The organism is Variovorax sp. V35 (assembly GCF_041154465.1).
Lineage (GTDB): Bacteria > Pseudomonadota > Gammaproteobacteria > Burkholderiales > Burkholderiaceae_C > Variovorax > Variovorax boronicumulans.
In genome coordinates, this window is record NZ_AP028666.1 from 7,184,050 (window position 1) to 7,204,577 (window position 20,528).

The 20,528-nt window shown below is 70.6% G+C and carries 21 protein-coding genes; 14 read left to right on the forward strand and 7 right to left on the reverse strand.

From position 1 onward, the window contains the following. Nucleotides 1-68: 68 nt before the first annotated feature. From ACAM42_RS33275 to ACAM42_RS33285, 3 genes are all read left to right on the forward strand, one after another. Nucleotides 69-1,031: a tripartite tricarboxylate transporter substrate binding protein BugE gene (locus ACAM42_RS33275; protein ID WP_062480391.1), complete on the forward strand. Its 963-nt coding sequence runs from the start codon at nucleotides 69-71 to the stop codon at nucleotides 1,029-1,031. Nucleotides 1,032-1,043: 12 nt separating this feature from the next. After that, entirely contained in the window at nucleotides 1,044-1,925 is an 882-nt protein-coding gene (locus tag ACAM42_RS33280; protein ID WP_369630687.1) for an N-formylglutamate amidohydrolase, read from the forward strand. Between the two features lie 95 nt (nucleotides 1,926-2,020). Next, entirely contained in the window at nucleotides 2,021-2,197 is a 177-nt protein-coding gene (locus ACAM42_RS33285; RefSeq protein WP_167481182.1) for a hypothetical protein, read from the forward strand. A 9-nt stretch (nucleotides 2,198-2,206) separates the two neighbouring features. Here ACAM42_RS33285 and ACAM42_RS33290 read toward each other — a convergent pair whose 3' ends face one another. Continuing rightward, on the reverse strand, nucleotides 2,207-2,839 hold the full coding sequence (locus ACAM42_RS33290; RefSeq protein WP_307582320.1) for a TetR/AcrR family transcriptional regulator: 633 nt from the start codon (nucleotides 2,837-2,839) through the stop codon (nucleotides 2,207-2,209). Between the two features lie 72 nt (nucleotides 2,840-2,911). Between ACAM42_RS33290 and ACAM42_RS33295 the strand changes: the two genes are divergently transcribed. From ACAM42_RS33295 to ACAM42_RS33305, 3 genes are read left to right on the forward strand one after another with little or no spacing between them, the layout of a single operon-like run. Beyond that, entirely contained in the window at nucleotides 2,912-3,748 is an 837-nt protein-coding gene (locus tag ACAM42_RS33295) for a thioesterase family protein (protein WP_369630688.1), read from the forward strand. 37 nt (nucleotides 3,749-3,785) lie between these two features. Further along, the gene (locus tag ACAM42_RS33300; RefSeq protein ID WP_369630689.1) at nucleotides 3,786-5,426 is read left to right on the forward strand and encodes an acyl-CoA dehydrogenase family protein; all 1,641 of its coding nucleotides are present in this window, start codon (nucleotides 3,786-3,788) and stop codon (nucleotides 5,424-5,426) included. A 17-nt stretch (nucleotides 5,427-5,443) separates the two neighbouring features. After that, nucleotides 5,444-6,967 carry a class I adenylate-forming enzyme family protein gene (locus ACAM42_RS33305; RefSeq protein ID WP_369630690.1) on the forward strand — a complete coding sequence of 508 codons (1,524 nt, stop codon included), beginning with the start codon at nucleotides 5,444-5,446 and terminating at the stop codon, nucleotides 6,965-6,967. A 165-nt stretch (nucleotides 6,968-7,132) separates the two neighbouring features. On the opposite strand, the gene ACAM42_RS33310 is transcribed toward ACAM42_RS33305, so the two are convergent. After that, complete coding sequence (locus tag ACAM42_RS33310) at nucleotides 7,133-8,020, reverse strand: gamma-glutamyl-gamma-aminobutyrate hydrolase family protein (RefSeq protein WP_062480404.1); 888 nt, start codon at nucleotides 8,018-8,020, stop codon at nucleotides 7,133-7,135. Between the two features lie 105 nt (nucleotides 8,021-8,125). Here ACAM42_RS33310 and ACAM42_RS33315 point away from each other — a divergent pair, with 105 nt between their 5' ends. Further along, nucleotides 8,126-9,181, forward strand: coding sequence for a sugar phosphate isomerase/epimerase family protein (locus ACAM42_RS33315; RefSeq protein WP_369630691.1), 1,056 nt, complete (start codon nucleotides 8,126-8,128; stop codon nucleotides 9,179-9,181). Here the strand turns inward: ACAM42_RS33315 and ACAM42_RS33320 are convergent. Further along, nucleotides 9,178-10,476, reverse strand: a complete 1,299-nt coding sequence (locus ACAM42_RS33320) for an aspartate aminotransferase family protein (protein ID WP_369630692.1) — start codon at nucleotides 10,474-10,476, stop codon at nucleotides 9,178-9,180. The genes ACAM42_RS33315 and ACAM42_RS33320 overlap by 4 nt on opposite strands. Before the next feature lie 120 nt (nucleotides 10,477-10,596). Here ACAM42_RS33320 and ACAM42_RS33325 point away from each other — a divergent pair, with 120 nt between their 5' ends. Continuing rightward, a complete protein-coding gene (locus tag ACAM42_RS33325; RefSeq protein ID WP_159274176.1) occupies nucleotides 10,597-11,073 on the forward strand; it encodes an Lrp/AsnC family transcriptional regulator in 477 nt (158 codons plus the stop codon). A gap of 9 nt (nucleotides 11,074-11,082) precedes the next feature. Here ACAM42_RS33325 and ACAM42_RS33330 read toward each other — a convergent pair whose 3' ends face one another. Beyond that, complete coding sequence (locus ACAM42_RS33330; protein ID WP_369630693.1) at nucleotides 11,083-12,549, reverse strand: PLP-dependent aminotransferase family protein; 1,467 nt, start codon at nucleotides 12,547-12,549, stop codon at nucleotides 11,083-11,085. An 87-nt stretch (nucleotides 12,550-12,636) separates the two neighbouring features. Between ACAM42_RS33330 and ACAM42_RS33335 the strand changes: the two genes are divergently transcribed. The 5 genes from ACAM42_RS33335 to ACAM42_RS33355 all read left to right on the forward strand — a co-directional run bounded on the left by ACAM42_RS33335 (nucleotide 12,637) and on the right by ACAM42_RS33355 (nucleotide 16,957). Next, nucleotides 12,637-13,887, forward strand: a complete 1,251-nt coding sequence (locus tag ACAM42_RS33335; protein ID WP_369630694.1) for an MFS transporter — start codon at nucleotides 12,637-12,639, stop codon at nucleotides 13,885-13,887. Nucleotides 13,888-14,440: 553 nt separating this feature from the next. Further along, the gene (infA, locus tag ACAM42_RS33340) at nucleotides 14,441-14,710 is read left to right on the forward strand and encodes a translation initiation factor IF-1 (protein WP_062482563.1); all 270 of its coding nucleotides are present in this window, start codon (nucleotides 14,441-14,443) and stop codon (nucleotides 14,708-14,710) included. A 124-nt stretch (nucleotides 14,711-14,834) separates the two neighbouring features. After that, entirely contained in the window at nucleotides 14,835-16,277 is a 1,443-nt protein-coding gene (gene dbpA / locus ACAM42_RS33345) for an ATP-dependent RNA helicase DbpA (RefSeq protein ID WP_062482564.1), read from the forward strand. Between the two features lie 94 nt (nucleotides 16,278-16,371). After that, nucleotides 16,372-16,542, forward strand: coding sequence for a hypothetical protein (locus ACAM42_RS33350; protein ID WP_167395080.1), 171 nt, complete (start codon nucleotides 16,372-16,374; stop codon nucleotides 16,540-16,542). A 91-nt stretch (nucleotides 16,543-16,633) separates the two neighbouring features. Further along, the gene (locus tag ACAM42_RS33355; RefSeq protein WP_369630695.1) at nucleotides 16,634-16,957 is read left to right on the forward strand and encodes a hypothetical protein; all 324 of its coding nucleotides are present in this window, start codon (nucleotides 16,634-16,636) and stop codon (nucleotides 16,955-16,957) included. A gap of 12 nt (nucleotides 16,958-16,969) precedes the next feature. Here the strand turns inward: ACAM42_RS33355 and ACAM42_RS33360 are convergent, their stop codons facing one another. Next, the gene (locus tag ACAM42_RS33360; RefSeq protein WP_369630696.1) at nucleotides 16,970-17,857 is read right to left on the reverse strand and encodes a LysR family transcriptional regulator; all 888 of its coding nucleotides are present in this window, start codon (nucleotides 17,855-17,857) and stop codon (nucleotides 16,970-16,972) included. A gap of 89 nt (nucleotides 17,858-17,946) precedes the next feature. Between ACAM42_RS33360 and ACAM42_RS33365 the strand changes: the two genes are divergently transcribed. Then, entirely contained in the window at nucleotides 17,947-18,837 is an 891-nt protein-coding gene (locus tag ACAM42_RS33365) for an EamA family transporter (RefSeq protein ID WP_070063314.1), read from the forward strand. A gap of 4 nt (nucleotides 18,838-18,841) precedes the next feature. On the opposite strand, the gene ACAM42_RS33370 is transcribed toward ACAM42_RS33365, so the two are convergent. Both ACAM42_RS33370 and ACAM42_RS33375 read right to left on the reverse strand, forming a co-directional pair. Further along, a complete protein-coding gene (locus ACAM42_RS33370; RefSeq protein WP_369630697.1) occupies nucleotides 18,842-19,768 on the reverse strand; it encodes a fatty acid desaturase family protein in 927 nt (308 codons plus the stop codon). A gap of 79 nt (nucleotides 19,769-19,847) precedes the next feature. Continuing rightward, nucleotides 19,848-20,516 carry a GntR family transcriptional regulator gene (locus ACAM42_RS33375; RefSeq protein WP_062482582.1) on the reverse strand — a complete coding sequence of 223 codons (669 nt, stop codon included), beginning with the start codon at nucleotides 20,514-20,516 and terminating at the stop codon, nucleotides 19,848-19,850. Nucleotides 20,517-20,528 lie beyond the last annotated feature (12 nt).

Here is a 20,528-nt window from a genome sequence, read left to right on the forward strand (position 1 = left end):
GTATATCCTTTGCTTCAGGTGAGCTGCAGCTTTGCACATTCACTCATCGTTCCATTGGAAGAACCCTCATGCAACGTCGTCATTTCCTCTCCACCCTGGCTGCCGTTTCTTTCGCCCCAGGAATATCCTTTGCCCAAGGCAAGCCGATCCGCCTGGTCGTGCCTTTCCCGCCCGGCGGCGCCACCGACATCACGGCCCGCGTGCTCTCCGAGCCCCTGGCCAAGATCCTCCAGCAGCCCGTGGTGATCGACAACCGCGCCGGCGCGGGCGGCTCGATCGGCATGGCCGAGCTGGCGCGCGCCACGCCCGACGGCCTGAGCTTCGGCGTGGCCACGCTGTCCACGCACGGCGTGAACCCGGCCGTGTACCAGAAGCTGCCCTACGACCCGATCAAGGGCTTTGCCGCCGTGACCGAGCTGGTGAAGGCGCCGGGCGTGATCGTCATCAACCCGGCCGTGCTGCCGGTCGGCAGCTTCGCGGAACTCGTGAAGTACCTGAAGGCCAACCCCGGCAAGGTGTCGTACGCCTCGCCGGGCAACGGCACCATCGGCCACATGTGGGGCGAGCTGTTCAAGAGCAGCACCGGAACCTCGATGGTGCACATCCCCTACCGCGGTGCGGGCCCGGCCATCAACGACGTGCTCGCGGGCCAGGTGCCGGTGTACTTCGACCAGGTGGCCTCATCGCTGCCGCACGTGAAGGCCGGCAAGCTGAAGGCGCTGGCCGTGTCCTGGAGCGGCCGCCTCGACGTGCTGCCCGAGGTGCCGACGTATGGCGAGCTGGGCTACGCGGCCAGCAACGACCCCTCGTGGTTCGGCATGATCGCGCCCGCCGGCACGCCGCCCGAGCTGGTGCTGCGCATGCAGCAGGCCGTGGCCACGGCGCTGAAGGACCCCGCGGTGCGCGAGCGCCTGGCGCTGCAGGGGCTGTACGCCTCGGGCACCACGCCGGCCGAGTTCACGAAGCAGATCGCGAGCGAGATCGAGAAGATGAAGAAGGTGGCCGCCTTCGCGCGCATCCGATTGGACTGACCGACACCGCCTATGCATCCAGTCCTGAAACTGATTCAAACCCGCGCCCAGGTGACCAGCGTCGCCGGGCACACCCCGCTGGTGCTGGACTCCCCGCACAGCGGCACCGTCTACCCCGAGGACTTCCGGCCCGTGTGCGAGCTCGCCACGCTGCGCCGGGCCGAGGACACCCACGTCGAGAAGCTCTACGCCTTCGCGAGCGACATGGGCGCCGCCTGGATCGAGGCGCACTTTCCGCGCAGTTATCTCGACGCCAACCGCGACATGACCGAGGTCGACACCACGATGCTCGACGGCCCGTGGGCCGACCCGGTGTCGACCGACCCGCGCGTGCTGTCGAAGGTGCGCCTGGGCAAGGGCCTGATCTGGAAGCTCACCGACGAAGGCCTGCCGATCTACGACCGGCCGCTCACGGTGGCCGAGGTGCGCCAGCGCATCGACCAGTGCTGGCGCCCGTACCACGCGGCGGTGGCACAGGCCATCGACGACGCGCACGCGCGGCACGGCTACAGCATCCACATCAACTGCCACTCGATGCCGGCCATCGCGGGCAGCCACGCCACCGACTTCCCGGGCCTGGCGCATGCCGACTTCGTGATCGGCGACCGCGACGGCAGCACGGCCGACCCGGCGCTGTCGCACAAGTTGTGCGAACACCTGCGCGCGCGCGGCTACAGCGTGGACTACAACCACCCGTACAAGGGCGTGGAGCTGGTGCGCCGACACGGCAACCCGGCGGCGAACCGGCACAGCATCCAGGTCGAGATCAACCGCAAGCTCTACATGGACGAGGCCACGCTGGCGCTCGACGAGGCCGGCGCGACGCGGCTGCAGGCCGACCTGCGATCGATGGTCGAGATGCTGCTGGCGACCGACCCGCGCGTGGCAGGCTGAACGACGCAGCCCCTGCAGGGGCTGGTGTCTTTGTTACAGGGCGGCCGGAGCCCCCGGCCTATAGTGGGACGTCCTTTGTTCTCTGGAGTCCTGCCGTGAAGTCGATCCTTGCCGCCCTCGCCGTCCTTGCGACCGGTCTGCTGGTCTCGGGCTGCGCCGGCACCGCGCCGTCGCCGTCTTCTTCCTCCACGTCTTCATCGGGCAGCGGCGTGACGGTGTTCGGCACCATCGACGCCGGCGTCAGCGGCACGACGAACAAGTCGTCGCGCTGAGCGAGAGCCTCAGGCGACCGTCGCCAGGTAGCCCCGCAGCGCATCGCGCAACTGGCGTGACAGCGTCTGCAGGTCGGGCCGCCCGCCCGTGCCGATGTGGGTGTGCGCGACCAGGCCGTAGATGATGGTCTGGCACACGCGTGCCGCTTCCTTCTTCTGCGGGGCGTCGGCCTTCACGTCCCCTGCCGCGTCCAGCACGCCCACCCATTCGGCCACGAAGCGGTCGTACATCTTGCGGTAGGCCTCGGGGCTGGAGAGGTGGCGCTCCAGCAGGTAGTGCGCGCCCCAGGCCACGGGCTGCGTGCGGTGCGCGTCGAGCTGCGCATCGATCACCGCGTCGACGATCTCGCGCCACGGCCGGCCTTCGTTCGCGGCCACGACCGCGCGCATGTCCAGCAGCAGCGCCTTGGAGCGCAGGTGCAGGCACACGCGCGCCAGGTCCTCCTTGTTCTCGAAGTACTCGTAGAAGCTGCCCAGGCCCGTGCCCGCCACGGCCACGATCTCGCGGATCGTGATGGCGGCGTAGCCCTTCTCGACCAAAAGCCGAACAAAGGCTTCCTGCAATGCCTGCGAGGTGTGGCGCGCACGGGACTGGCGCGGCTTCCTCCTCGGGGCGGCGGCGGGTGCGCGGGCGCCGGTCATGGCCGCCGAACCCGAACACCTCGCAGGCGGGTTGTTCCTAGAATTTTTGATCCCATCGAAAGGCATTCTGCAATGACCTCGCCCGACCACGCCCCCGAGACAACGCCCCCCGCCGTCTACACCGGCGAGGGCGATGCGTGGCTGCCCGACGCGCTCTCACGCGGCCCGTGGGACCCGCGCGCGCAGCACGGCGGCGCGCCTGCCGCGCTGCTCGCGCACATCGCCGAACGCGCGGCGCCCGGCCCCGGCTGGCAGCTGGCGCGGCTCACGCTGGAGCTGGTGAAGCCGGTGCCGGTGGCGCCGCTGACCACGCGCACGCAGTCGCAAGCCTCGCGCGCCACGGTGCGCGTGGGCATCGACCTGCTCGCGGGCGACACGGTGGTGGCCCGCGCGCACGCGCTGCTGCTGAAGACCTCGCCGCTGACCTTGCCGGCGAACCTGCCCGCGGGCGATGCGCCGCGCGAACTGCGCCCGCTGCCCGAGGACTGCACCGAGCGCCTGCGCATTCCCGGCCTGCCCGACGGCCTCTCGTTCCACCAGACCGCCGTCGAGTCGCGCCTGGCGCAGGGCGACATCGCCCGGCCCGGCGCGGGCGCCGCATGGTTCCGGCTCGCCGTGCCGCTGGTGCGCGGCGTGGCCACGTCGCCCGCGATGCGCGCGGCAGCGGCGGCCGACTTCGGCAACGGCCTGAGCTGGGTGCTGTCGCCCGCCGACTTCCTGTTCTCGAACGCCGACCTCAGCCTGAACCTGTTTCGCGTGCCCGAAGGCGAATGGATCGGCCTGCGCGCCAGCACCGAGATGCACGCCGGCGGCGCGGGGCTCACGGTGTCCCACCTGTACGACACGCGCGGCCTCATCGGCCTCGCGACCCAGACGCTGGTGGTGCGCGAACGCGCCGCCACCACCTGAGCACGCCCCTCTTTCACCGCTTCACGGAGACAACGCCATGACCATTCCCGGCATCCACCCCGACAACCAGGTCCCCGAGCTCAAGGACTACAACGTCTACACCAGCGACCCCGCCCTGCGCGGCGCGGTGGGGCGCGGCGGCGCCGCCTGGCGCGACGACGAGCTGGTGCGTCAGGGCGCCGAGTACGGCGCCGAGGCCACGCTGCGCGCCGCCGAGGACGCCAACCGCCACGAGCCCGAGCTGCACACCCACTCGCGCACCGGCACGCGCATCGACAGCGTGCAGTTCCACCCCGCGTGGCACACCATGATGTCGATCGCGCGGCGCAACGGCATCGCCAACCTGCCGTTCTTCGACGAGCGGCCCTCGGCCTGGGTGGGCTACGGCGCCTCGCTGTACATGCACAGCCAGATCGAGTCGGGCTCCACCTGCCCGACCACCATGACCAAGGCCTGCATCCCCGTGATGCGCCGCAACGCCGCGCTGTACGCCGACCTGCGCGACAAGCTCGCCGCCCACGTGCACGACCCACGCGACATCCCGCTCGAAGGCAAGACCTCGATGACCGTCGGCATGGGCATGACCGAGAAGCAGGGCGGCAGCGACGTGCGCACCAACACCACGCGCGCCGTGCCGGCCGGCCAGGGCCCGTGGGGCAGCGAGTTCCTCATCACCGGCCACAAGTGGTTCTTCTCGGCGCCGATGTGCGACGGCCACCTGGTGCTGGCCAAGACCGACGAGCACGGCTCCTCCTGCTTCTTCGTGCCGCGCTGGCGGCCCGACGGCAGCAAGAACGCGATCCACATCCAGCGCCTGAAGGACAAGGTCGGCAACCGCTCCAACTCCAGCAGCGAGGTCGAGTTCAAGGGGGCCTGGGGCGTGCTCGTGGGCGACGAGGGCCGCGGCATCCCGACCATCATCGAGATGGCCACCGTGACGCGCCTGGACTGCGCGCTCGCCAGCGCCGGCTTCATGCGCCAGGGCTTCGCGCAGGCGCTGCACTACACGCGCAACCGCTTTGCCTTCGGCAAGGCGCTGGTCGACCAGCCGGTGATGACCGAGCTGCTGGCCGACATGGCGCTGGAAACCGAAAGCGCCACGCTGCTGGCGATGGAGCTGGCCTCGCGCTTCGGCTCGCCCGCGCCGCTGGACACGGCCTGGCGCCGGCTGCTCACGCCCGCCGCCAAGTTCTGGAACTGCAAGCGCGCGGTGGCGCTCACCGGCGAGGCGATGGAGGTGTTCGGCGGCAACGGCTACGTGGAAGACGGCCCGATGGGCCGCCTGTTCCGCGAGGCGCCGGTCAACTCGATCTGGGAAGGCTCGGGCAACGTGATGTGCCTGGACGTGCTGCGCGCCGTGTCGCGCAACCCCGACGACGCGCACCTCGTGCTCGACCACCTGCAGGAAGTGACCGCCGGCGAAGCGCGCCTGCAGACCGAAGTGCAGGCCCTGCGCCAGATGGTGCAACTGGCGCCGCAGGACCTGGAACGCCAGGCGCGCCGCTTCACGCAGCGGCTGGTGCGCGCGGCGCAGGCCGGCCTGATGCTGCAGCACGCGAGCCCGCTCGCGGCGGCGGCCTTCGTGTCCAGCCGCTTCGATCCCGACTGGGGCCCGGTGACTGGCATCAGCGCCGGCACCAGCGACCCCGCCGCGCTGGTGCGCGCCGCCTGGCACTGAGCACGGAGCCGACACGGATGGATTTCGTTTCCCTGCTCGACCAGCACGCCCGCACCCAGCCCACCCACGAATGCCTGCGCGCCGCAGGCCGCGCCTGGACGTACGTCGAGTTCGCCGAGCTCTCACGCCGCGCCGCCACCGTGCTGCGCGACCAGGGCGTGGGCCCCGGCGACAAGGTCGCGCTGCTGTGCTTCAACACGGTCGGCTTCGTCGCCGCGATGTTCGGCGCCTGGCGCCTCGGCGCGGCCGTGGTGCCGGTCAACCACAAGCTGCAGGCGCCGGAGATCGACTACGTGCTGGCCCATGCCGGCGTGCGCCTGTGCGTGGCCGACGGCACGCTCGCCACGCAGGTCGCCGCGCGCATCGCGCACCGCTGCGACTGGCTCGCCACCGACAGCGCCGCCGACGGCCTGCCGATGTTCGACGACCTGATGGCGCAGGCCGCACCGCTGGGCGGTGACGACACAAGCGCCCCGGCGCCCGGCACCGACACGCTGGCCCAGGTGCTCTACACCTCGGGCACCACGGGCAAGCCCAAGGGCTGCCTGCACAGCCACCGCAACGTGTTCATGGCGGCCGTGTGCACGGCGGCGGGCATGTCGCTGTCGCGCAACGAGCGCACGCTGGTCGCGATGCCGGTGTGGCATTCGTCGCCGCTCAACAACTGGCTGCTGGGCACGCTGCTCATGGGCGGCACCGTGGTGCTGCTGCGCGAGTACGCGCCCAAGGCCTTTCTCGACACGCTGGCCGAGGAGCGCATCACCTTCACCTTCGGCGCGCCCATCGCCTTCCTGGCGCCGCTGTCGGTGGTGCCCGATGTGGCGCGCTACGACTTCAGCGCGATGCGCCTGTGGGCCTACGGCGGCGGCCCGCTCGGGGCCGACATGGCGCGCAAGCTGGCCGACAGCTACCGCAGCGACCGCTTCGTGCAGGTCTACGGCATGACCGAATCGGGCCCGCTGGGCACGGTGCTCTACCCGGAAGACGCGATCGCCAAGGCCGGCTCGATCGGCCGCGCGGGCGTGCCCGGCGTGGCCATCGAGGTGCGCCACCCCGACGGCCGGCGCTGCGGCGCGGGCGAGGTCGGCGAGATCCACCTGCGTTCGCCGGCCGTGATGCAGGGCTACCTCGACAACCCGCAGGCGAGCGCCGAGGCCTTCGACGCGCAAGGCTGGTACCGCACGGGCGACCTCGCGCGGGTGGACGAGGACGGCTTTTTGTTCATCGTCGACCGGCTGCGCGACATGATCATCACGGGCGGCGAGAACGTCTATTCGAAGGAAGTGGAAGACGCGCTGGGCGCCCACCCCGACGTGCAGGACGTGGCCGTCATCGGTCGCCCGCACCCCGAGTGGGGCGAGACCGTGACGGCGGTGCTGGTGGCGCGCGGCGGGCGCGCACTCGAGGCGCGCGAGCTGGTGCGTTTTCTCGAGGACCGGCTGGCGCGCTACAAGATTCCGCGCATCTTCGAAGTGCGCGAGAGCCTGCCGCGCACGGCGACGGGCAAGCTGCTGAAGCACCTGTTGCGCGACGCGGCGTGAGCGTTGGGCAGTGCAGTCGTTGATCGACCGGCACAACGACAGCGCTCAGCGGGCGCAGGACACTGGGTGCTTCCCGCAGCGAAATCAAGGAGGAGGCCGAAGGCCGGGGGACATTCGCGGAGGGAAGTACCCGGTGGCCTGTGCACACGCCCCGAACAGCAACACTCAGCGCCGCAGCAGCGCCTGCCGCAGCAACCGCGCCGCGCGGTTGCGAATGCGCCCCTGCATCTCGCGCATGCTCGTGCGCGGCGCCACGCGGGCGGTGGCGCAGGCCCACAGGAAGTCGTGCAGGATCGGCGTGTCGTCCACGGTCTCGGTGCTGCCGTATTTGTGGAACTCGGGGTGCCACTGGGTCGCCGCGATGTAGCCGCGCCCCTTCTCGGGCCGGCGGCGGATGGCCTCGGGCACGCGGTCGGGCAGGCTCCAGGCCTCGATCTCGAAGCCGGGCGCGAGCCCCTTGATGCCCTGGTGGTGGATGCTGTTGACGCGCGCCGTGCGCACCTCGGGGTACAGCTTCGCCAGGCGCGTGCCTTCGACGATCTCGATCTGGTGGAAGTTCTGGTCGTAGGTCACCGGGTCGCGGTGGCGCACCGTCTCGGGGTGGCCGTGCTGTTCCTCGATGTCCTGGTAGAGCGTGCCGCCGAAGGCCACGTTGATCAGCTGCAGGCCCCGGCACACGCCGAAGATCGGCTTGCCGGCCTGCTCGAAGGCCTCGACCAGCGCAAGGTCGTACAGGTCGCGGATCTGGTCGCCGATCCAGGCGTCTTTCAGGGGTTCCTCGCCGTAGCTGCCGGGCCAGACGTCGGCGCCGCCGTGCATCACCACGCCGTCGAGCCACTCGGCGTAGTGCGACAGCTTGGTGTCGCCGCGCGCCGTCTCGCCCGTGGGGCAGGGCACCATCACCACCATCGCGCCGGCCGACATGAGCCAGTGGGCGATCGACTGTTCGACGTACTGCAGCGTCTTGTTCGTGAAAAGCGAGCGGGCCGGGTCGGCGTGCGAGAAGCAGGCGGACAAGCCGATCTTGAGCCGGGCGGCGACAGGCTGAGACATGTCGATGGGTTCCCTGTGGACAAAGTTCATTGTGCGCCCATCGAACTTCGGTCGTGTGTCAGCCGAACCCCCGAAGTATGCTGTGCGGCGCATCAGGAGACACGCATGAAGACGATCAAGGGGCCGGGCATTTTCCTGGCCCAGTTCGCGGGCGACACGGCCCCGTTCCACTCGCTCGACGCCATCGCCGGATGGGCCGCGGGCCTCGGCTACAAGGGCGTGCAGATCCCCAGCTGGGACACGCGCCTCATCGACCTGAAGCGCGCCGCCGAAAGCAAGACCTACTGCGACGAGATCAAGGGCACGTTGGCCGGCCACGGCCTGGAGATCACCGAGCTCTCGACCCACCTGCAGGGCCAGCTGGTCGCGGTGCACCCGGCCTACGACGCGGGCTTTGACGGCTTTGCGGCGCCCGAGGTGCGCGGCAACCCCGTCGCGCGCCAGCAGTGGGCGGTGCAGCAGCTGCACCATGCGGCCAAGGCCTCGGCGAACCTCGGGCTCACGGCGCACGCGACCTTCTCGGGCGCGCTGGCCTGGCCGTACCTGTATTCGTGGCCGCCGCGCCCGCCGGGCCTCATCGAGGAAGCCTTCGATGAACTGGCGCGCCGCTGGCGCCCGATCCTCGATGCCTTCGACGCCGTGGGCGTCGACGTGGGCTACGAGATCCACCCCGGCGAAGACCTGCACGACGGCGTGAGCTACGAGATGTTCCTGGAGCGCGTGGGCAACCATCCGCGCGCCTGCCTGCTGTACGACCCGAGCCACTTCGTGCTGCAGCAGCTCGATTACCTGGCCTACATCGACCACTACCACGAGCGCATCAAGCTCTTCCATGTGAAGGACGCCGAGTTCAACCCGACCGGCAAGCAGGGCGTGTACGGCGGCTTCCAGAGCTGGATCAACCGCTCGGGGCGTTTCCGCTCGCTGGGCGACGGGCAGGTCGACTTCAAGGCCATCTTCTCGAAGATGGCGCAGTACGACTTCCCGGGCTGGGCGGTGCTCGAATGGGAGTGCTGCATCAAGCACCCGGAAGACGGCGCGCGCGAAGGCGCGACCTTCATCCGCGACCACATCATCCGCGTGGCCGACCGCGCCTTCGACGACTTCGCAGCCGGTGGCGCCGATGTCGCGGCGAACCGGCGGATGCTGGGAATCGGCTAGCTGGTCGAACGGATCGCGTCGTCGAGTATTTCCAGGCCGCGGTCGACTTCCTCCGGCTTCACGTTCAGCGGCGGCGCGATGCGCCACACGGCCGCCATGCCGCCGACGGCCACGATGTTCATGCTCAGGCCGCGCGCCATGCAGGCGTCGGTGATGGCGCGGCCGCGCTCGGCGTCGGGTTCGCGGGTCTCGCGGTCCTTCACCAGCTCCACGCCCTGCAGCAGGCCGTGGCCGCGCACGTCGCCGATCACCTCGTGCCGCGCCTTCAGCGTGGCCAGGCCCCGGCTCAGCCGTTCGCCCATCGCGGCGGCGCGCTGGTTGAGCCCTTCTTCCTCGAGCACGTCGAGCACCGCCAGACCGACCTCGGCCGGCAGCGGGTCGGACACGTGCGAGGTGACGTGCACGAAGCCCTTCTCGTGGCAATCCTGTTCGATCGCCTCGCTGGTGACCGTGGCGCCGATCGCCAGGCCGCCGCCCAGCGTCTTCGACACGGTAAGGAAGTCGGGCACCACGCCCGCCTGCTCGAACGCGAAGTTGCTGCCCAGGCGCCCGAAGGCGGTCTGCGCTTCGTCCAGGATCAGCAGCATGCCGCGCTCGCGGCACTTGGACTGCAGCTTCGGGAAGTAGCCGGCGGGCGGCACGATCACGCCGCCCGAGCTCAGCACCGGCTCGGCAATGAAGGCCGCGAGCGAGCCGCTGGACTGCGCATCGACCATGTCGAAGCCGACATCGAGGCAGGTGGTGTCGCAGGCATCGCGGCAATGGCGGATGGGGCAGCGGTAGCAGTTCGGCGCGGGGATCGACATGGTGCCGGGCTTGCGCGGCCCGTAGTCGACGTGGTGCCGGCCCGCGAAGGTGAGCGCGGCCATGCCGCCGTTCACGCCGTGCCAGCCGCCGTTCAGGCCCACGATCTCGTAGCGGCCGGTGGTCACGCGGGCCATGCGTGCGGCGGCCTCGTTGGCCTCGCCGCCGGTGGACAGGAACAGCGACTTCGACAGCGACGGCGGCAGCATCGCCGCCAGCCGCCCGGCCAGCGCCGGCACGGCCGGCCCGACGAAGCCGCTGTACAGGTGCAGCGCGCCCTCGCAGGCCTTCTCGATGGCCGCGACGATGCGCGGGTGGTTGTGGCCGATGGTGGCGCACATCTGGCCCGAGGTGAAGTCGAGGATCTCGCGCCCCTGCGCATCCCACAGCGTGGCGCCGCGCGCCTTGACGATGACATGCGGGCTCAGCCCCATGCCGTAGCGCACGAGGTGCTTGCTGACCATGGGGTCGTAGGTTGCGCCTTCGGCCATCGGATGCTCCTTGTTCGTCGGGGGAGCCCCAGCGTAGCCATCGGCCGCGAAATCCGGTGTCGTTGTGCGGGCCCGAAAACGAAGCCGATTGCGCGCGCCTTGCGCCACACTGGCGGCACCATGAAAACCGGCACCCTCGATCGCATCGACCAGTGCATCCTGGCCGAACTGCAGGCCGACGCGGGCCTGCAGAACCAGACGCTGGCCGAGCGCGTGAACCTCTCGCCCTCGGCCTGCCTCAAGCGCGTGCAGCGACTGCGACGCGCGGGCGTGATCCGCGAAGAAGTGGCCATCCTCGACGCCGCGCGCGTGGGCTTTCCGGTGCTGGTGATCTCGCGCGTGTCGCTGCGCAGCACCACGCGCGAGGCGATCGGGGCCTTCGAGCGCAAGGTGCATGCGCTGCCGCAGGTGCTGCAATGCCACTGCGTGGCCGGCGAGACCGACTTCGTGCTCGTGATCTGCGCGCGCTCGCTGCCCGACTACCAGGCCTTCGCGCAGGAACAGCTGGGCGACGCGCTGGAACTGGAGAACTACTCGAGCGACATCGTGCTGTCGACCACCAAGTTCACGACCCGGCTGCCGCTGGACAGCGCCTGATCCCACGCGCTACAGCAGGCGCACCAGCCGCCGGATGGCGCCGTCGATCTGCGGCTCCGCGATCAACCCGAAGCCGAAGGCCAGGCCGTTGGGCGCGTCGGGCGCCTGCGGATCGAGCGCGAAGCGCGACAGCGGCGGCAGCGTGATGCCGGCCGCCGCGGCGCGCTCGACCACCACATGGTCGCGCGCGCCGCCGTGCAGCCAGGCCGACAGGTGCAGGCCGGCGTCGGAAGGAATCGCCTCGAGCCGGCCCGCGCCGTGGCGCGCCAGCGCGTCGAGCAGGGCGCTGCGCCGTGCGCCGTACAGCTTGCGCATGCGGCGGATGTGGCGCGCCAGGTGCCCTTCGGCAATGAAGGCCGCGAGCGCCTCCTGCCCGAGCACCGGGCCGTGCCAGTCGGCCAGCTCGCGCGCCCGCACCAGCGCCGCGCGGGCCCAGGGCGGCGCCACCACGAAGCCCAGGCGCAGCGCGGGAAACAGGCTCTTGGAAAAAGTGCCGACGTAGAACACCGAGCCGGCGCGGTCGAGCGTCTGCAGCGCGTCGAGCGGGCGGCCGGCAAAGCGGAACTCGCTGTCGTAGTCGTCCTCGATGAGCACGGCGTTGCGCGCCCGCGCAAAGGCCAGCAGGGCGGCCCGGCGCGGCGGCGACATCGCCACGCCGGTGGGGAACTGGTGCGAGGGCGTGACGCAGACCACGCGCGCCTCGGGCGGAATGCGGTCCACGCACAGGCCTTCGTCGTCGGTCGGCACCGTGACCACCTTCGCGCCGGCCGCCAGCATGGCCTCGCGCAGCGAGGGATAGAACAGCTGCTCGACCGCGACCACCGTGCGCCCCGGCACGACGAGGATGCGCGCGAGCAGCCCGAAGGCCTGCTGCGCGCCGGCCGTGACCACGATGTCGTCGGCCGTGCAGCCGACCGCGCGCGTGAACGACACGTGCGCCGCGATCGCCTCGCGCAGGGCGCCCTGGCCCTGCGGGTCGGCGTAGTCGGCGGTCTGGCGCGCCACGCGGCGCAGCGCGCGGTCGGACAGGCGGCGCCAGATGTCGAACGGAAAGGCGCCGACATCGGGCAGGCCGACGCGGAAGTCGTCGCGCGCGGCCCGCGGCTGCAGCGTGGGGGCGAGGTCGGCCCCGGGCACGTTCAGCGGCACCAGCCGCGGATCGCGCCGGGGCGCGGCGCCCGCCTCCTCGGGCGCGGGCCGGCCACGCCGCAACGCAGGCAGCGTGTCGGCCACGTAGGTGCCGGAGCCCGGGCGCGCCAGCAGGTAGCCCTCGCTCAGCAGCAGGTCGTAGGCCGCCAGCATCGTGTTGCGCGACACGCCCAGCCGCTGCGCCAGCGCGCGCGTGGCGGGCAGGCGGGCGCCGGGCTGCAGCCGGCCGTCGAGGATGGCGTCGCGCAGCTGGCGGTGCAGCGCGCGCAGCAGGTCGCGCGAACCGGCGACCGGCAGGCGCAGGGCAAGCTCGAAAAGTGGCTCCATGATCTTTGCCGATTGTGGTTCTTTTGAAGAGCCGCCTGCAATCCTATTCTGGAGGCCTTGGAACACCCACCCATGGAGTCCTTCACCATGCACACCGCTCCTGAAACCCCACAGCAACCGCCCGCCGAACGCCTGCCCCTGGGCCTGGCCTGGCTCGCGCTGGGTGCCTTCGCCATCGGCACCGAAAGCTTCATGGTCGCCGGCCTGCTGCCGGTGCTGGCGGCCGACCTGCAGGTTAGCGCCGCGCGGGCCGGCCAGCTGGTGCTGCTGTTCGCGCTGAGCTATGCGATCGGCTCGCCGCTGATGGCCGCGCTGCTCGCGCGCTTCGGGCGCCGCCCGCTGCTCATCGCCAGCCTGGCGACGTTCGCGGGCCTCACGGCGGCGGCTTCGATGGCGCACGGCATCGCGCAGCTGGCCCTGGCGCGCGTCGCGCTCGGGCTGGTGGCGGGCGTGTTCCTGCCGACGGCCAGCGCGGTGGCGGCGGCGATGGTGTCGCCCGCGCTGCGCGGCCGGGCGCTGGCCATCGTGACCGGCGGCGGCACCGTGGCGGTGGCGCTCGGCGTGCCGCTGGGCGCCTGGATCGCGGGCTGGGGCGGTTGGCGCACGGCCTACCTGCTGATCGCCGCGGTGGCGGCACTGGCCACCTGGGGCCTGTTCGTGGGGCTGCCGCGCACGCTGGCGCAGGCCCCGGCCGACGCGGGTCCGCGTGCCCCGGCCTTCGCCGTGGCGCGCGAACCCGGCGTGGCGCCGGCGCTGCTGGCCACCGTGCTGTGGGCCACGGGCGGCTTCAGCTTCTACACCTACATCGCGCTGTTCCTCGGGCACACGCTGGGCTTCGGGGCCGAGGGCGTGGGCGCGGTGTTCTTCGCGATCGGCGTGGCCGCGGCGCTGGGCACCGCGACCGGCGGCTGGGCCACCGACCGTTTCGGCGCCGACCGCATGGCGCGGGGCTTCGCGCTGGCGCTGGTGGTGATCATGGGCGGGCTCTCGTTCGCCGCGCAGATGCTGCCGCGCGGGCTGGCGCTGCCGCTGATCGTGGGCCTGTCGGCGCTGTGGGGCTTCGCCGGCTGGGGCTTCGGCCCGGCGCAGGCGGTGCGGCTGATCCGGCTGGCGCCCGAGCGCGCACCGATGACGCTGTCGCTCAACGCCTCGGCGGTCTACCTGGGCATCGCGGCGGGCTCGGGGTTGGGCGGCGCGACCATCGCATGGTTCGGCGTGAGCGCGGTGGGCTGGGTGGGCGCCGCCGCCCAACTGGCGGGGCTGGTGCTGCTGTGGCGCGCGGCGCGGCGGGCCCGGTCGGCCGCGCCTGTGGCGTCATCGGCACCGGCTTGCGCCTGATCCTGCGGCGGGTTGCTATATTTTTAATAGCTACATTGATAGGATAGATGGCCCTTCGGGGCCTTTTTCATGCGGGCGTTGTTTTTAAGACAAGCAACTGTCATGCCCTGCAAGCTATAATGTCGGGTTCGTTTCGATACCACGACGAAGAATTTCGTCACCCCCGCCGGCCGATCTGCGTTGCCATCTGAATTCGGGTTCCAGGATTCATCAGGCTTCTCGTTTCCAGCCCTCGGGCCACGCCGGCTTTCACAGTGTGTTGGAGCGCCAGACCGGGCGCCCATGAATGCCACCACTGCCTTCGTTCCTGTTGAAGCGAATCGCGCGTGCGGCGCGTCCGTTCTCACTAATTTTTCGGCATTGCGCGCCCCGCACCGGCACGCAGCGCCCCAGGCTTCATGGACACTTTCGCAACAGCATCGCGGTGGGCAGGTTTTTGCTTCTCGCACCGCAACGACAGATTCCTGGACGCCGGCTGACCCGCCGGCCGACTGAAACCAACACGCCCATCTTCATCTCCAACACACATCGAACGATTCAGAGGTAATCACACATGCCCAAGGAAGAACTGATCGAAATGAACGGCGCAGTGACCGAAGTCCTGCCCGACTCGCGCTACCGCGTCACGCTCGACAACGGCCACCAGCTGATCGCCTACAGCGGCGGCAAGATGCGCAAGCACCACATCCGCATCCTGGCCGGCGACAAGGTCTCGCTCGAGCTGTCGCCCTACGACCTGACCAAGGGCCGCATCACGTTCCGTCACCTGGAACGCCGCGGCCCCCCGCCGACCAACTCGGGCAACAACACGCCCCGCCGCTGAGCGACGCCCGGCCGGCCTTGCAGAGCGCCCTCCCGGAGGGGGCCCTGCAAGGCCTTTGTCTTTTCCGGGCCGTCACTTTTTTCCCTTTGCGTTTTCCTGTCTGTCTGTCTCCGGCTGCCGAACGATGAACTCCACCACCTCCCCAGCCGGCGGCCTCCAGGCCGAACCCCACGGCTTTGCCACGCTGGCGCTGTCGCCCCAGATGCTGGCCAACCTCACCCAGCTCGGCTACACGCAGATGACGGCCATCCAGGCCGCCGCACTGCCGCCCGCCTTGCTCGGCAAGGACCTGATCGCCCAGGCCAAGACCGGCAGCGGCAAGACCGCCGCCTTCGCGCTGGCGCTGCTGTCCAACCTGAACCCGCGCCGCTTCGCCATCCAGGCGATGGTGCTGTGCCCCACGCGCGAGCTGGCCGACCAGGTCACGACCGAGATCCGCCGCCTGGCGCGCGCCGAAGAAAACATCAAGGTCGTCACGCTGTGCGGCGGCGTCGCGCTGCGCGGGCAGATCGCCAGCCTGGAGCACGGCGCGCACATCGTGGTGGGCACGCCGGGCCGCATCATGGACCACCTGGAGCGCGAGAACCTCGACCTCTCGGCACTCAACACGCTGGTGCTCGACGAGGCCGACCGCATGCTCGACATGGGCTTCTTCGACGACATCGTGAAGGTGGCGCGCCAGTGCCCGAAGGAACGCCAGACGCTGCTGTTCTCGGCCACCTACCCCGAAGGCATCGCCAAGCTCGCGCAGCAGTTCATGAAGAACCCCGAGCAGATCACGGTGCAGGCCCAGCATGAAGGCAGCAAGATCCGCCAGCGCTGGTACCAGGTGAAGGACAGCGAGCGGCTGCACGCCGTGAGCCTGCTGCTGGACCATTTCCGTCCCGTGAGCACGCTGGCCTTCTGCAACACCAAGCAGCAGTGCCGCGACCTCGTCGATGTGCTGCAGGCGCAGGGCTTCAGCGCGATGGCGCTGTTCGGCGAGCTGGAGCAGCGCGAGCGAGACCAGGTGCTGGTGCAGTTCGCCAACCGCAGCTGCTCGGTGCTGGTGGCCACCGACGTGGCGGCGCGCGGGCTGGACATCGCGCAGCTCGAAGCCGTGATCAACGTCGACGTGACGCCCGACTCCGAAATCCACATCCACCGCGTGGGCCGCACCGGCCGCGTGGGCCAGCAGGGCGGCTCGGAAGGCTTGGCGCTGAACCTGGCCAGCATGAACGAGATGGGCTTCGTCGGGAAGATCGAACAGCTGCAGGGCCGCGAGTCCGAATGGCACCCATTGGCCGAGCTCACGCCCGCCAAGGGCGCACCGCTCACGCCGCCCATGGCCACGCTGCAGATCGTGGGCGGGCGCAAGGAAAAGATCCGCGCCGGCGACGTGCTGGGCGCGCTGACCGGTGACTGCGGCTACACCAAGGACCAGGTCGGCAAGATCAACGTCAACGAGTTCTCGACCTATGTCGCGGTGGACCGCGGCATTGCCGAAGAAGCCGCCCGCAAGCTCGGCAACGGCCGCGTGAAGGGCAAGAGCGTCAAGGTGCGCCTGCTGACACCGCAGTCCACCTGACATCCCTCCCATGCTCCTGTTTGGGCGCTTGGCAGACGAAATCTGCCGATGTGGCCTAATCGGGGGTCGAACATCTTTTTTATCCGAGCTTTCCATGCCCAAGAAAATCCGTACCGAAGCCGACCGTCTTGCCAGCCCGAAGCCGACGCCCATGCCCGGCTACACCGTGCCGCGCAACGGTGGCGGCCAGAAGATCAGCCTCGAGCGCGGCACCGCCACGCGCAGCAAGAAGAACCCGGGCAAGCGCCCGAGCAAGGGCGGCTGATCCAGCCCCCGCGGCTCTTTCTTCGGAGCCACGACGAACGCGCCCCCGGGCGCGTTTTGTCATTGGGGCCTGCCCTGCATCCCGCGCCGCCATGTCCGACGACAACCAGATCTACATCCCGCCCTCGTTCTTCGCGGTCTACAGCGACGCGCGCCAGCGCCTGCGCGAGCCGATCGACGTGGTGCGCGCGCGCTACGAGATCTGCGAAGACCTCGCCGGCCACCTCGTGGGCCATGCGCAGATCCAGCACCACACCGAGGTGCCGGTCGAAAGCGAGATCCTGCGGCGCATCCACGCCGGGCTCGCCATGCCGGAATCGGGCGTGTCGGTGCCCGAGGCCGGCTGGATCGTGCATCGGCTGGCCGAGCTGCTGGGGTGGGAAGCGCCCGAGATCGCCGAGCCGGCGGGCGACTAGCCTCCGCGCGCCTCACCGCGCCGCGAACCGCTCCAGCAGGAAGTCGACGAAGGCCCGCGTCTTCGCCGCGAGGTGACGCGACGGGTACACGGCGTACACCGGCGTGCGGTCGGCCTCCCAGTCGGCGAGCACGGCTTCGAGCCGGCCCGCCGCCAGCTCCTGTTCGACATAGATGCGCGGCACCAGGCTCAGGCCGAAGCCCGCGAGCAGCGCGTCGCGCACGGCGATGCTGGAGCTGACCTTGTAGCGCCCGTCGATGGGCACCGCCACGCTGCGCCCGGCGCGGCGGAAGGTCCATTTGTTCGCGTGGCCCGACAGCGTGAACTGCACGCACTCGTGGGCCTTCAGATCTTCGGGCGCGGCGGGCCGGCCGTGGGCCGCGAAGTAGCCGGGCGCGCCGCACAGCACGTGGGTCATGGTCATGAGCTCGCGCGCGACCAGGCTCGAATCTTCCAGCCGGTCGCTGCCGCGGATCGCGAGGTCGTAGCCCTCGCCGATCAGGTCGGTGCGGGTGTCCTGCAGGTTCAGCTCGAGCCGCAGGTTCGGGTGGCGCGCCATGAAGGCGGGGATGTGCGGCGAGATGCAGGTCAGCGCGAAGGTCAGCGGCGCGCTCACGCGCAGCACGCCGCCCGGGCTCGCGCCCACGGGCGCCAGCGCGGCGTCGGCCTCGTCCAGGTCGTCGAGGATGCGCGCGAGCCGTTCCACGTAGGCCGCGCCGGCCTCGGTGAGGCTCATGCTGCGCGTGGTGCGGTTGATCAGCCGCACCTTCAGGTGCGCCTCCAGCTCGGCGATGTTCTTGCTGACGGCCGCGGCCGACAGCCCCAGCTGCCGCGCGGCGCCGGCGAAGCTGCCCGCCGCGGCGGTGGTGCGAAAGACCTTGAGGGCGGTGAGATGGTCCATGGGCCGGCGCTCGATTGACGACTGTCAGTAAAGAATCAATTCATTATTCGAGCATTCACAACCACAGGTCAACGCCCTAGATTCGAGCCATGACCTCCCGCACCACCGACCTCCTGCTCACCGCGATCGCGCCCGCGGTCTGGGGCAGCACCTACATCGTGACCACCGAGCTGCTGCCGGCGAACTACCCGCTGACGGTGGCGCTGCTGCGCGCGCTGCCGGCGGGCCTGCTGCTGATGCTCATCGTGCGCCAGCTGCCGCCCCGGGCGTGGTGGGGGCGCATCCTGCTGCTGGGCGCGCTGAACTTCTCGGTGCTGTGGGCGATGCTGTTCCTGGCCGCCTACCGGCTGCCGGGCGGCGTGGCGGCCACCATCACCTCGGTGCAGCCGCTGTTCGTGGTGTTCCTCGCCGGCTTGCTGCTGGGCGCGCCGGTGCGCGCGCTGTCGGTGGCGGCGGCCGTGATCGGCATGGGCGGGGTGGCGCTGCTGGTGCTCACGCCGAACGCCGCGCTCGACGCGCTGGGCATCGCCGCGGCGCTCGCGGCGGCCGTGTCGATGGCCTTCGGCACGGTGCTCAGCCGCCGCTGGCAGCCGCCGGTGTCGGCGCTGACTTTCACGGCCTGGCAGCTGACCGCCGGCGGCCTGCTGCTGTTGCCGGTGGCGCTCTGGCTGGAACCGCCGCTGCCCGCGCTCACGGCGATGAACTGGGTCGGCTTCGCCTGGCTCGGCCTGGTCGGCGCCGCGCTCACCTACATCGTGTGGTTCCGCGGCGTGGCGCGGCTGGAGCCCTCGGCGATCGCGCCGCTGGCCTTCCTGAGCCCGGTCACCGCCGTGATCCTGGGCTGGGCCTTGCTGGGCCAGAGCCTCTCGGGCTGGCAGATGGCGGGCATCGGCATCGTGATCGCGAGCATCTGGCTGAGCCAGCAGGCGCAGCGCGGTGCGCAGCCGGTGGCGGCGGTGCAGCCCGCACCCAGCCGCTGAAGGCTTACGCCACTGGCGCTGCCTGGCGCAGCAGCTGCAGGTAGCCGGGCTGCACTTCCATGCGCGCGGTCGCGCCCTGGCGCTGCAGCAGGCGGTGCGCCTTCGGCAGCGCCCAGCAGGGCAGGTTGGTGAACATGTGGTGCTCGCAGTGGTAGTTGACCCAGTAGGGCGCCACGAAGATGCGTTCGAGCCAGCCGGCGTGCGTGGTGCGCGCCTGGCGCAGCGGATCGGCCTCGTTCTGCGCCACCAGCGCATGCTCGGCGATGTTGCGCACGCGGCTCACGAGCGGCAGCCAGGTGGCCATCGGCAGCAGCCACATCAGCACCCAGGCCCACCAGAAGCCCGCCACGGCGAAGGCCAGCAGGCCCAGGCCGTTGCCGATGAGAAAACGCCTGTCCTTCGCCAGCTCGCGCCCGCACACGCGCAGCGCCGATTCGCCCGGCGCACGCTGGCGAATGCCGTCGGCGATGTGGCCGAAGCGCTGCTTGTAGAAGGTCTGGCCGCTGAGGTCGCGCACGACCTTGCGCCACATCGAGTCGCGCGAGATCGGGAAGGGCGCCGACAGCACGAGGTCGGGGTCTTCGGTCTGCTGCACGAAGCGGTGGTGCTGCAGGTGATACGGCCGGTAGTCGCGCAGCGTGGGCGAGCACAGCCAGTAGCCGACCCAGTCGTTGAGCTTGCGATTGCGGTGCAGCCCCGCGTGCGCGGCGTCGTGCATGAGGATGAACAGGCCCAGCTGGCGCGTGCCGACGATCGGCACCATGAGCGGAATCGTCCACGGCCACACGATGCCCACGAGCATCGCGGCGCCGATCACGCCCCAGCAGTGCGCCACCAGCCACAGGCCCCGCCAGGACGAACGCGTGGTGAGCGATTGCCACTCGTCGGGGGTGAAGAAGTCTTCGGGTCGAGCGCGGGGTGCAGCGGCCATCGGGCCAGTATGCGGCGAAGGCGCCGGCAGATCACGCGTAGTTCCCCGGTGTGGGCGGGGGCAGGCGAGGCCCTTCGGCCTACTTGTCGATGATTTTCCGGGCGAAGACTTCGAGGTAGTCCATGAGCCGCTCGGCGCCCGCGATGGCCGCGGCCTCGTCGCCGGTGGCGATGCCCTGCGCCAGTTCGAGGTGCGCGTTGGCGCCCTCGACGATCTCGCCCTCGTGCTGGTAGGCGTACCAGAAGCGCCGGCACTGCACGATCAGCGGCACCACCGCCTTCACCGCCGAGTCGTTGTGGCTCGCCTGGTGCGTGACGAGGTCGAGCGCGCGGTCGGCCTGCATGTAGTCGTTCAGGTCGCCACGGCCCGCGGCTTCGACCATGGCCTCGGCGCAGCGCACGATGGCCTGGCGCTGCGGCGCGGTGGCACGGCGCGCGGCGCAGGCGGCAATCAGCTGCTCGAGCACGCGGCGGGTCTGGATCACGTCCAGGTGGTCGGCCAGGTCGATGGTCGACACCAGCAGGCCGCGGCGCGGCTGCTGCACGATGAGGCCGATCGACACCATGCGCATCAGCGCCTCGCGCACCGGCGTGCGGCCCAGGCCCGTGCGCTCGGCCAGCTCGGCCTCGACGATCTGGCTGCCGGGCTCCAGCTGCATGGTGGACAGCAGCGCCTCGATGGCGTCGTAGGCCAGGTCGGCCGCGCGGCGCTTGGGCGGGGGTCGGGGAGCGGTCTTCGGGGCGGCCATGGTGGGGATGTG

Coding starts and splice junctions, on each gene's coding strand:
- ACAM42_RS33335 (WP_369630694.1), top strand. CDS start 12,637: ATGCACACCGCTCCTGAAACCCCACAGCAACCGCCCGCCGAACGCCTG.
- ACAM42_RS33310 (WP_062480404.1), bottom strand. CDS start 8,020: ATGTCTCAGCCTGTCGCCGCCCGGCTCAAGATCGGCTTGTCCGCCTGC.
- ACAM42_RS33360 (WP_369630696.1), bottom strand. CDS start 17,857: ATGGACCATCTCACCGCCCTCAAGGTCTTTCGCACCACCGCCGCGGCG.
- ACAM42_RS33330 (WP_369630693.1), bottom strand. CDS start 12,549: ATGGAGCCACTTTTCGAGCTTGCCCTGCGCCTGCCGGTCGCCGGTTCG.
- infA (WP_062482563.1), top strand. CDS start 14,441: ATGCCCAAGGAAGAACTGATCGAAATGAACGGCGCAGTGACCGAAGTC.
- ACAM42_RS33320 (WP_369630692.1), bottom strand. CDS start 10,476: ATGGCCGAAGGCGCAACCTACGACCCCATGGTCAGCAAGCACCTCGTG.
- dbpA (WP_062482564.1), top strand. CDS start 14,835: ATGAACTCCACCACCTCCCCAGCCGGCGGCCTCCAGGCCGAACCCCAC.
- ACAM42_RS33315 (WP_369630691.1), top strand. CDS start 8,126: ATGAAGACGATCAAGGGGCCGGGCATTTTCCTGGCCCAGTTCGCGGGC.
- ACAM42_RS33290 (WP_307582320.1), bottom strand. CDS start 2,839: ATGACCGGCGCCCGCGCACCCGCCGCCGCCCCGAGGAGGAAGCCGCGC.
- ACAM42_RS33365 (WP_070063314.1), top strand. CDS start 17,947: ATGACCTCCCGCACCACCGACCTCCTGCTCACCGCGATCGCGCCCGCG.
- ACAM42_RS33375 (WP_062482582.1), bottom strand. CDS start 20,516: ATGGCCGCCCCGAAGACCGCTCCCCGACCCCCGCCCAAGCGCCGCGCG.
- ACAM42_RS33305 (WP_369630690.1), top strand. CDS start 5,444: ATGGATTTCGTTTCCCTGCTCGACCAGCACGCCCGCACCCAGCCCACC.
- ACAM42_RS33370 (WP_369630697.1), bottom strand. CDS start 19,768: ATGGCCGCTGCACCCCGCGCTCGACCCGAAGACTTCTTCACCCCCGAC.
- ACAM42_RS33295 (WP_369630688.1), top strand. CDS start 2,912: ATGACCTCGCCCGACCACGCCCCCGAGACAACGCCCCCCGCCGTCTAC.
- ACAM42_RS33355 (WP_369630695.1), top strand. CDS start 16,634: ATGTCCGACGACAACCAGATCTACATCCCGCCCTCGTTCTTCGCGGTC.
- ACAM42_RS33275 (WP_062480391.1), top strand. CDS start 69: ATGCAACGTCGTCATTTCCTCTCCACCCTGGCTGCCGTTTCTTTCGCC.
- ACAM42_RS33280 (WP_369630687.1), top strand. CDS start 1,044: ATGCATCCAGTCCTGAAACTGATTCAAACCCGCGCCCAGGTGACCAGC.
- ACAM42_RS33325 (WP_159274176.1), top strand. CDS start 10,597: ATGAAAACCGGCACCCTCGATCGCATCGACCAGTGCATCCTGGCCGAA.
- ACAM42_RS33350 (WP_167395080.1), top strand. CDS start 16,372: ATGCCCAAGAAAATCCGTACCGAAGCCGACCGTCTTGCCAGCCCGAAG.
- ACAM42_RS33300 (WP_369630689.1), top strand. CDS start 3,786: ATGACCATTCCCGGCATCCACCCCGACAACCAGGTCCCCGAGCTCAAG.